Annotated in this window: 3 protein-coding genes and 1 riboswitch; of the genes, 1 reads left to right on the plus strand and 2 read right to left on the minus strand. The window is 66.3% G+C overall.

What is annotated here, in order from left to right:
- Window positions 1–1,752, plus strand: a 1,752-nt coding sequence (locus DBR20_RS22650) for a NahK/ErcS family hybrid sensor histidine kinase/response regulator (protein ID WP_258223203.1), incomplete at its 5' end; no start/stop codon positions are given.
- Window positions 1,753–1,830: 78 nt separating this feature from the next.
- Here the strand turns inward: DBR20_RS22650 and DBR20_RS03900 are convergent.
- Both DBR20_RS03900 and DBR20_RS03905 read right to left on the minus strand, forming a co-directional pair.
- Window positions 1,831–2,406 carry a manganese efflux pump MntP family protein gene (locus DBR20_RS03900; protein ID WP_100554032.1) on the minus strand — a complete coding sequence of 192 codons (576 nt, stop codon included), beginning with the start codon at window positions 2,404–2,406 and terminating at the stop codon, window positions 1,831–1,833.
- 88 nt (window positions 2,407–2,494) lie between these two features.
- A riboswitch (yybP-ykoY riboswitch) is annotated at window positions 2,495–2,584 on the minus strand.
- Window positions 2,585–2,777: 193 nt separating this feature from the next.
- Window positions 2,778–3,161, minus strand: a 384-nt coding sequence (locus tag DBR20_RS03905) for a response regulator transcription factor (RefSeq protein WP_146186949.1), incomplete at its 5' end; no start/stop codon positions are given.

Consider the following 3,161-nt stretch of genomic DNA (forward strand, 5'->3'; position numbering starts at 1 on the left):
GCGCAGTCGCTGGGGCGCGAGCTGCAGTCCTCGGCACCGGCCGACCGGCCTTGGGTGCAGTTCACCGAACGCCTGCTGGCGGCGTCGATCGGTGCGGCCTCCGCGCGCCTGCTGCTGACCAGCCTGCTGCGCGGTTCGGGCATGGACCTGGGCGAAGTGGTGGCGGTGCTGGACGAAGCGGGACAGGAACTGCGCTTCAACCGCGAGATCCTGTCGACCACTCTGGAAAACATCAGCGCCGGGGTCAGCGTGGTCGACCCGGACATGCGCCTGACCGCCTGGAACCGCCGCTACCAGGACATGTTCGGCTACCCCGACGGCATGCTCTACGTGGGTCGTCCGGTCGCCGATCTGATCCGCTACAACGCCGAGCGTGGTGAGCTGGGCGAGGGCGATATCGAACTGCAGATCAATCGCCGCATCGGCTACATGCGCGCCGGCTCGCCGCATGTGTTCGAGCGCACCCGAAGCGATGGCAAGGTGATCGAAATGCGCGGCCAGGCACTGCCCGGCGGCGGCTACGTCACCAGCTACAACGACATCACCGACTACAAGCACGCCGAACGCGCGCTGCTGGAAGCCAACGAAACGCTGGAGCAGCGCGTGGCCGAGCGCTCGCATGTTGCGGAAGTCGCGCAGCAGTCGAAGACCCGTTTTCTGGCCGCGATCAGCCATGACGTGCTGCAGCCGTTGAATGCGGCGCGGCTGTTCGCTTCGGCGCTGCGCGAAAGCGACCATGTCAGCGACGAGCAGCGGCATCTGGCCGAACGCGTGGATGCGTCGCTGCGCGCGGCCGAAGAGCTGCTTGATGGCCTGCTGGACGTCTCGCGGCTGGATGCCGGCGGCCTGCATCCGGTGATCGGCGAGTTCGATGTCAGTGCTTTGATGCGTGAGCTGGCCGCGCAGTACACGCCGGTCGCGGCCGGACGCGGGCTGCGACTGGATCTGTTCGCGCGCACCACCTGGGTGCGCAGCGATCGTCGCCTGCTGCGCCGTGTGCTGCAGAACTTCCTTGCCAATGCGCTGCGCTACACACGGCAGGGGCGCATCGTGCTGGCCGTGCGCCAGCGCGGCGATGAAGTGGAACTGCAGGTGTGGGATACCGGCCCCGGCATTCCCGAGCATCACATGCGGCAGATCTTCGACGAGTTCCATCGCTACCAGCAGCCGTTCGATTGGGGCGAGCAGGGCCTGGGACTGGGCCTGTCGATCTGCCAGCGCATCTCGCGGCTGCTCGATCATCGCTTGAATGCGCGCAGCCGGGTCGGCAGCGGCTCGATGTTCTCGATCATCCTGCCGCGGGTGGCGCCGCTGCCGGGATATACCGATGCGGTCACCCTGGCGGCGACGGCACCGCCGGTCCGCAGCGATTCGTTGGCGGGCCTGCGCGTGCTGTGCGTGGACAACGACGAGGAGATCCTCGATGGCATGCGCGCGCTGCTGGGGCGCTGGCAGGTGCAGGTGATCACCGCATCGACGGTGGACCAGGCGCTGCAGAAGATCGCCGAGCGTCCGCAGGTGATGCTGGTGGACTACCACCTGCACGATCGCATGGATGGCCTGGATGCGCTGGTGGCATTGCGTGAGGCGGCGGGCTATCCGTTGCCTGGTGCGCTGCTTACCGCCGATGGCCGCGATGAACTGAAGCGGATGGCACGCGAGCGTGGCTATCGCCTGTTGACCAAGCCGATCAAGCCGGCGTCGCTGCGCGCGTTCCTGGGCGCACTGCGGGATACCCGCAACAACGACTGAATCCACGCCACACGCGGATGACGCGCGGGTAGTGCCGGCCGCTGGCCGGCAACCTCATGATCGCCGACAGCCGACGCCTTACGCGACGCCGTGCAGGTGTTCATACAGGATCGTCGCACCGATGATCACCAGGATCACGCCACCGATGATTTCGGCGCGCTTGCCGACCATGCTGCCGAGCACGCGGCCCAGCATGATGCCGGCGGTGACCATGGTCAGCGTGCATAGGCCGATGACTGCGGCCATCACCCCGATATGCACGTCCATGAAGGCCAGGCCGATGCCGACTGCCATCGCGTCGATGCTGGTGGCGAAACCGGTCAGTGCCAGCTTCCAGAAGCCATGGTGCTGCGCCGGATCTTCATCGTCCTCGCCGTTATCCGGACGCAGGCCGTTGTAGATCATGTGGATGCCCAGCGCGCCGAGCAGGCCGAAGGCGATCCAGTGGTCGAACGCTTCCACGTACTGCAGCGCGGCACGGCCGAGCAGCCAACCGATGATGGGTGTGATCGCCTCGATGACGCCGAAGATGATGCCGGCGCGCAGCGCATCACGGAACACCGGCTTGCGCATGGCTGCACCCTTGCCGATCGCAGCGGCGAAGGCATCGGTGGACATGGCAAAGCCGATCAGGAGGATCGAAATGGGGGACATTGGCGGCTGCTGAGGTCGGGCAAGGACGGACGCACGGCCTGCGCTCGCGCCCAACCTGATGTTGCGCGCGCGGGCCGCTGGTCTCGCCAACCATCATGGTTGTCCACGCCACGGCGCGCTGGCCGAGTATGTTGACGTGGACGATTCCTGCGTAGGAATCCGGCTACTCCCCAAGGGGACGCGAAGCTTAGCACCGCGATCCGCGCGTGGCGCATTTCCAGCGAAACGCGCAGGCAGGGCTGGTTTTTATAGCGATGGCTATATCGCGTGGAAATGGTGGCGTCAGGCCGAAGCGGAATCCGGTAGTGCCGGCCGCTGGCCGGCACGCGCAACGGCGAAAGCGTGCCAAGCAAGCTTGGCACCTACCAACGTCAATCTTCTTCCGGCGGCAGCACGATGGCGTCGTCGTCGATCGCCAGCTTGCCGGCCATCAGCACCGCCTGGGTGCGGTTGGTCACGCCCAGCTTGCGCAGGATCGCGGTGACGTGGGCCTTGATCGTTGCTTCGGAGACGTTGAGGTCGTAGGCGATCTGCTTGTTCAAACGGCCCGCGCCGAGCATCTGCAGTACGCGGAACTGCTGCGGGGTCAGCTCGCGCAGGCGCTGGCCGACTTCGCGTTCTTCGCTGCCGGTCGGCGGCACGTTGTGGGCTTCCGGCGGCGCCCAGGTCTCGCCATCGAGGATGGTGCCGAGCGCATGGCCGATGGTGTCCGAATCAGCGGATTTCGGAATGAAGCCCAGTGCGCCGTGGTCGAG

The sequence above is a fragment of the Stenotrophomonas sp. HMWF023 genome (assembly GCF_003060985.1).
In the GTDB taxonomy this organism is placed as follows: Bacteria; Pseudomonadota; Gammaproteobacteria; order Xanthomonadales; family Xanthomonadaceae; genus Stenotrophomonas; species Stenotrophomonas lactitubi.

Excerpts from the sequence above, each read along its gene's own strand:
- DBR20_RS03900 (WP_100554032.1), bottom strand. The coding sequence starts at position 2,406 with ATGTCCCCCATTTCGATCCTCCTGATCGGCTTTGCCATGTCCACCGAT.